At 60.4% G+C, this 5,745-nt stretch carries 6 protein-coding genes; 3 read left to right on the top strand and 3 right to left on the bottom strand.

Annotated features, from left to right (window positions below):
- Window positions 1-204: 204 nt before the first annotated feature.
- From JNL55_RS33095 to tsaA, 3 genes are read left to right on the top strand one after another with little or no spacing between them, the layout of a single operon-like run.
- Window positions 205-1,368, top strand: a complete 1,164-nt coding sequence (locus tag JNL55_RS33095) for a serine hydrolase domain-containing protein (protein ID WP_293864864.1) — start codon at window positions 205-207, stop codon at window positions 1,366-1,368.
- Between the two features lie 53 nt (window positions 1,369-1,421).
- Window positions 1,422-2,021: a pyridoxamine 5'-phosphate oxidase family protein gene (locus JNL55_RS33090; protein ID WP_293864862.1), complete on the top strand. Its 600-nt coding sequence runs from the start codon at window positions 1,422-1,424 to the stop codon at window positions 2,019-2,021.
- 54 nt (window positions 2,022-2,075) lie between these two features.
- Entirely contained in the window at window positions 2,076-2,888 is an 813-nt protein-coding gene (tsaA, locus tag JNL55_RS33085) for a tRNA (N6-threonylcarbamoyladenosine(37)-N6)-methyltransferase TrmO (protein WP_293864848.1), read from the top strand.
- Here the strand turns inward: tsaA and JNL55_RS33080 are convergent.
- The 3 genes from JNL55_RS33080 to JNL55_RS33070 form a co-directional block, all read right to left on the bottom strand.
- Window positions 2,885-3,955 carry a class I SAM-dependent methyltransferase gene (locus tag JNL55_RS33080; RefSeq protein WP_293864845.1) on the bottom strand — a complete coding sequence of 357 codons (1,071 nt, stop codon included), beginning with the start codon at window positions 3,953-3,955 and terminating at the stop codon, window positions 2,885-2,887. The two genes, tsaA and JNL55_RS33080, sit on opposite strands and share 4 nt — an antisense overlap.
- Before the next feature lie 97 nt (window positions 3,956-4,052).
- Window positions 4,053-4,610, bottom strand: coding sequence for a cupin domain-containing protein (locus JNL55_RS33075; protein ID WP_293864842.1), 558 nt, complete (start codon window positions 4,608-4,610; stop codon window positions 4,053-4,055).
- A 10-nt stretch (window positions 4,611-4,620) separates the two neighbouring features.
- The gene (locus tag JNL55_RS33070; RefSeq protein ID WP_293864839.1) at window positions 4,621-5,502 is read right to left on the bottom strand and encodes an alpha/beta hydrolase; all 882 of its coding nucleotides are present in this window, start codon (window positions 5,500-5,502) and stop codon (window positions 4,621-4,623) included.
- Window positions 5,503-5,745 lie beyond the last annotated feature (243 nt).

Here is a 5,745-nt window from a genome sequence, read left to right as displayed (position 1 = left end):
GTGCTGGTGCAAAAGTTCGAAGCGTCGGTGGCCGGACATTTCTCGGCAAAGCAGAGCGAAGCCATCAAGACCCTGTTCGCCGATCGCAGCAAACTGGAAAAGCTGACGGTGCAGGAATTTGTCGCGAGCTTGGTGAAAAACAATTAAGGCCGCGCAGGTTCCAAGTCTAGAATAGGTGCTCGCACGCCACGGACTTGGAACTGCATGAAAATTAGAACGACGTTGCTCGCGGTCTGGCTGCTGGGTCTGTCGGTCAGCGCTGCTGCTGAAACTCGATTCTCCGCCGTTCAACAACTCATCGACGCCGAGTTTCGCAAGGACTCACGCGGCGGCGTGTCGGTAGGTGTCGTCGAGAACGGCGAACTGGTGTGGACCTACTGCGTTGGCCAGATGGATGAAGCCAAGGGCCGGCCGGCGAGCGTCGACACCGTTTATCCCATCGGCTCCACCACCAAGATTTTCACCGGCCTGATGCTGTTGCAGCTGGTGGAGCGGGGGCAGGTGCATCTGTCCGATCCGGTGGAACGTTACGTTCCCGAAGTTCGGCAGATGAAAAACAAATATCCCTGGGCGCCGCCGATCACGCTGATCCAGCTAGCGACTATGACGGCGGGGGTACAGCGAGGCGCCAACATGCCGCCGGGCGTGGGCAAGGCCGTGGCTGCAGCGAAGACGTTCGAAGACATGGCTGCACTCGCCATTCCAGGCTTCGAATATCTGTATGAGCCGGGGACCGCGAGCCGCTATTCCAACGCAGGCTATTCGATTCTCGGCCTGGCGCTGAGCCGCGCGGCAAAGCGGCCGTTCGGCGAGTACATTCGTAGCGAAATTCTGGAGCCGTTGGGTATGCATCACTCGGCATTCGTCGCCCCGCCGCAGCTGCAGGAACAGTTTGCGTTGGGCTATCGGCTGGATCGGCCACAGGTCGCAGGCAACGTGCCGTACAACTCCGCAAAGAATCTCCTGATGCCTGCCTCTGATTTGAAGTCCACCGTTCTCGATATGGCTCGGCTGATGCGCTTTCAAATGCTGGGCGGCAACGAGAGCGTGCTGAAGCAGACGACCTTGCTCGATTCGTATCAGCTGTTGGTGCCCACGGACGCTCTCATGCGTTACGGCGACGGCGTCGGCTTTGCCGCGGTCCGCAATGAGGACAGCAAGTTAGTCGCTCTCGGCCACGGCGGCTCGGATGCCGACGGCTTCATCTCTTCTTATGAATTCGACGGCGCCACCAAGACCGGCATCGTGGTGCTGGCCAACACCTACAAAGGCACCGCTAACTACAAGCGGCTGACTCGAACGATCCTCGCTGTCATGAACCCGGATAGCGCCGGCGGTAGCGGGTTGAAGGATTTCGAGGAGCACTGATGCGCTGCTAAGGCGTATGCTTCGGTTCGCTCCTGACGAGCCGGAGGCATCTCATGACGATGTTCCACTCAGGCAACCGCGACCTGCAGCAGCGTTTCGGGTCGACGGCACTGGCCGATAGGCTGGTGGAGCGATTGCGTCGTTCCGAGTTCAACGACGAAGATCGGCAGTTCATTCAGTCGCTGGAATTTTTCTTTGTCGCCACTGCGGCGCCGGACGGTCATCCGGATTGTTCATTCAAAGGTGGGGCGCCGGGCTTCGTGCGCATCGTGCGGCCGGACTTGTTGGTCTGGCCGGATTACGACGGCAACGGCATGTTCAAGACTCTGGGCAACATCGGCCACAACCCGTTCGTCGGTTTGTTGTTCATCCGGATGGGGGAGGCGCCGAAGCGACTGCGCGTCAATGGACGCGCGGAGGTCGTGTTGGAAGATCCGCTGATGAACGAGTTCGTCGGCGCACAGGCGCTGATCTGCGTTACGCCCATCGACATCTTTCCCAACTGCCCGCGTTACATCCCGGACCTGGTGACCGGCCAAGCTTCGCCGTATGTTCCTTACGCCGATCGCGCGCCGCTGGAGCCGGTCTGGAAATCCAATCCAGCGTGGCAAGAGGTGGTGCCGCCGAGATATCAGCGGCCCTGGAAGGAATAGCTGACGCGTAAGCCGGTGCCGAAATGACCTCGGCATTGGCGTATCCTGCGCGCCATGTCGCCGCAACAAGATCAAGATCCGTCGCGCCTGGTTCTCGAACCCATCGGCATCGTCCGCGCTTCATCCGTTACCAAGGTTGAAGCGCCACGTCAGCCGCGGGCTGCGGAGGGTTCGCCGGCGCGCATCGAGTTGTTGCCGGGCCGGAATTTCGAGCATGCGCTGGAGGATCTGGCGGGCTGGAAATTGCTTTGGGTGATCTTCTGGTTTCACCACAACCCCGGCTGGCGTCCCAAGGTGTTGCCGCCGCGAAGTACCTCAGGCCGCAAGGGAGTGTTTGCCACTCGCTCGCCGCACAGACCCAATCCGCTCGGCCTGTCGGTGGTGCGCTTGGAGAAGGTGGAGGGCTTGAACGTTCATGTCCTGGATTGCGACATGCTCGACGGCACGCCGGTGCTGGATCTCAAACCCTATGTGGCCTACACCGATTCGCATCCGGATGCGGGTAATGGTTGGTTGGATGAGCGGCCCTCAGATCCCGTCGCGGCCTACGCTGTGACGCTCGATCCATTGGCCATCGAGCAAGCTCAGTGGATCGAGACTCGAACTGGTCTCGCTATCGACGAACGCATTCGGTCCACGCTGATGCTCGGGCCGGAGCCACATCCGTATCGGCGCATCCGTCGCATCGACGGCGGGATGCAGCTGGCGGTCAAAGAGTGGCGCGTTCGCTTCAGTGTCGAGGGACGCGACGTGCGCGTCCTCGAGATTACGACGGGGTTCCGAAAATCACAGCTCGCGAGTGAGGCTGTCGATGAAGTGCTGCGAACACATCGGGAATACCAATTGCGGTGGAGCGGCGAGCGCTAGCCTGCGCGGCACACGAACATCGTGTGACTGGGTGAGAAGCGCTCCATCTCGCGTTCGATTTTGAGCCCGGCACGCTGCACGCAGCCTCGCATATCCTCTGAGAGATACATCTTGCTGTTGCCGTTGGCGAGACTCGCAAAGTACAGCGACGTCATCGTGAGTACGAAACGTGCGGCGGCATGCTCCTGATGATCCCAATACGTTTCGACGATGTAGATGCGACCGTGCGGTGCTAGAGCACGTCGGGCGCGCTCCAGGATCGACACGATCTCGTCTTCGCTGAAACAATCCAGGAACTGACTCATCCAGATCACGTCTTGATTGCCTGGAAATTCCAGCGCCGGATTCAAGAAGTCGATGGGATGAAAGCTGGCGCGAGCTTCGTGGCCTTTGGCAGCGATGGCCTTTCGGGCCAGCTCCAGCTGTCCGGCGAAGTCCAACAGGCTCACATGCACTTGCGGATTGTGCTCGAGACAAGTGAGTGCGAATTTTCCAGTATTGGCGCCGACATCGAGCAAGCGCTTGGGCGCGTCCGCGAACACCAGCGGCAGCGCATTCGGAAACATGTGATCCGAGTAGTAGTGATCGAATGCGAGCCAGCTGCGCTGAACGTGCGGAGGCAACTGAGTGAGGCCTTCGTAGATCGTGTTCCACGAGCCGAACTCCTGCAGTCCCATCGGCTTGCCGGTGGTGACTGTCTCTCGCAGATGCGCCATGCCGCGATAACAAACGTCCGCGGCGAAATCCATGTTCACGCGAGTCATCGCGTCACGCAGCACCAGCAGACCGAGTTGGCGAAGATAGTAACGGCCGTCCTCGAGCGCGATCAGATCGCTGACCACGCCGGATTCGAGCAACACCTTCACGCCGTAGATCGGCACTTTGGTGAGCTCCGCGACCTGCTCGGCGGTGAGCCCTTCTGCTCGAGCATCCGCCAGCTTCGCCAGAATGCCGAGGTCTCTCAGCGCGAGCGTGGCATGAAACGCGAGCGGGGCGAAGGCCAGCTTCTGAGCATCGATGATGGCTTCGTACAGCGGCTTTTCGTCGCGACCCCGTCGTCCCGTCAAGTTGATCACCCAAGGCTGAATTGACCGGCGGCCATTATCCACGAATCGGCGCCAGGTGTCCGCCGGGGCAGGGGATTGCCTACGGCAAGCAGCCTCGTTACTTGGCCGAGCTGCGCATCCGAGGCGTTTCATTGCCTCGCTTGATGAAGGTCAGGAAGACACGCAAATTCTCGGTTGCATGCGTGTTCTCGACGCCGTGGGCGACTTCGAGTGGTGTGTGGACATGCTCGCCTTGAGCAACCGGTACCACCTGGCCGTCGATTTCCATTTGGCCCTGGCCGCTGATGAAATAATAGTATTCGTCGAACGAGCCTTCGTCGTTGCGGTTGTCCAGAAAGTGCACGTGCACGCCTTCGCTGGCGCCCGGCGGTAAGTCATAAATGATGAAGTGAGCCGGTGCGGGCGCGCCATCGAAGCGGAAGAATTTGATCTTGCCCTTGCCTTTGCCCTGGTGAATGCCAGGGACTTCGACCATGCCGTTGGCTTCGGAGTCCTTGGTGAAGGTCGCCTTTGGGCCGGCGGGGCTTACAGCGGCGCCGGTTGTTTCCGGCCCTGTGGCAGCCAGTGCCTTTTGACTCAGCATCGCGAAACAAACCCCGGTGGCAGCGAAGGCCTCACGGCGGCTGATCTTGAAAGCATCCTTTTTCTGGGTCATGCGGCCAACCTCAGTGCGACTCGAATACAAAACGCAACGTGTCGGTGACTGCACGGGCTGGCACCGTCATGTGTCCTTCTTCTTCATAGCGACGGAAGCGCGTGCGCAGTCCGTAGCCGGATAGTAGTTCCATGCGCTTGGTGAACGCTTCGCCCACATAGGGATCGTCGTCGATATCGCGGCCGCCGACAACTACTAGCAACCGGCTGGTCTTGCCTACCTTGCCGCTGGTCAGTCTCGCGGTGAACTCGCGTTCTTCGTCGAGCACCCCTTGTTCATTCCATTCCTGCGACGGGCTGGCCGCGACGATGGAGTGAAAAGCCTGCGGTCGTGTGAACAGCGCGTGCAGCGCGAAAAGTCCGCCCAACGAATGACCGAACAACGATTGCCGATCCAGATCGACTTTGTAGCGACTGGCGATTTCAGTGCGCAGCTTGCCGGTCAGAAAGTCCAGGAACGTATCGCGTCCGCCGCTTTTATATTTCGCCAATTGCCGCCACAGCTTCGGCGGCGGGTCGAGCATCGCTGGAGGGTAGTCATTGAGGCGGCGTGCATCGTAAGTCTGGTCCGTGGGATAGCCGACGCCGACGACGATGGACTTGCCGATATCGAATCGTTCCTGAATGCGCCGAGCTTCCGCGAACGCGGCGAACGAGGCATTGCCGTCCAATACATACAAAACGGGAAAGCCATCGGCCGGCGCCTCGGTGGCAGCGGGGAAGGAAACGAAGATGCGATAGATCTCGCCGGCGTCCGAAGCCATGTCCCACATGTGGGTCGACGGCAGGGTGTAGCCGGGCGGCGAAGGTTGCTTTGGTGCCGCCATCGCCGGCAGCGCCAGCAACATCACGACGCTGGCTGCCAGTTGTTTCCACAGGCCCCGATTGGTCATTACGTCCCCGCGTGCCGTTGTGCTCCGATGCGTAATACAAACGCTTCCGGAGTGCCGCCGCCATGGTGGTGACGGGTAACGCTGGATTATTTCGGGTAGGGCTCGCTAGCGGGGCGGCTCGCGAAAAGCCCAGCGCAGTACCGCGGCGAGGCGGTAGCCGGCCAAGGTCAGGCGTTGCTCGGCGATTTCTTGGGATCGATCCAGGTAACGCTTCGGCAGTTGCGGAGCGGTGCGTGCGGAATC

It is taken from the genome of Steroidobacter sp. (genome assembly GCF_016790065.1).
Lineage (GTDB): Bacteria > Pseudomonadota > Gammaproteobacteria > Steroidobacterales > Steroidobacteraceae > Steroidobacter.
Note: the sequence above shows the minus strand (reverse complement) of the source record. Positions and strands in the feature narration are given on the sequence as shown.

What these genes read in the sequence shown, in the direction of transcription:
- JNL55_RS33090 (WP_293864862.1), top strand. Translation starts at nt 1,422, where the DNA reads ATGACGATGTTCCACTCAGGCAACCGCGACCTGCAGCAGCGTTTCGGG.
- JNL55_RS33070 (WP_293864839.1), bottom strand. Translation starts at nt 5,502, where the DNA reads ATGACCAATCGGGGCCTGTGGAAACAACTGGCAGCCAGCGTCGTGATG.
- JNL55_RS33095 (WP_293864864.1), top strand. Translation starts at nt 205, where the DNA reads ATGAAAATTAGAACGACGTTGCTCGCGGTCTGGCTGCTGGGTCTGTCG.
- JNL55_RS33075 (WP_293864842.1), bottom strand. Translation starts at nt 4,610, where the DNA reads ATGACCCAGAAAAAGGATGCTTTCAAGATCAGCCGCCGTGAGGCCTTC.
- tsaA (WP_293864848.1), top strand. Translation starts at nt 2,076, where the DNA reads ATGTCGCCGCAACAAGATCAAGATCCGTCGCGCCTGGTTCTCGAACCC.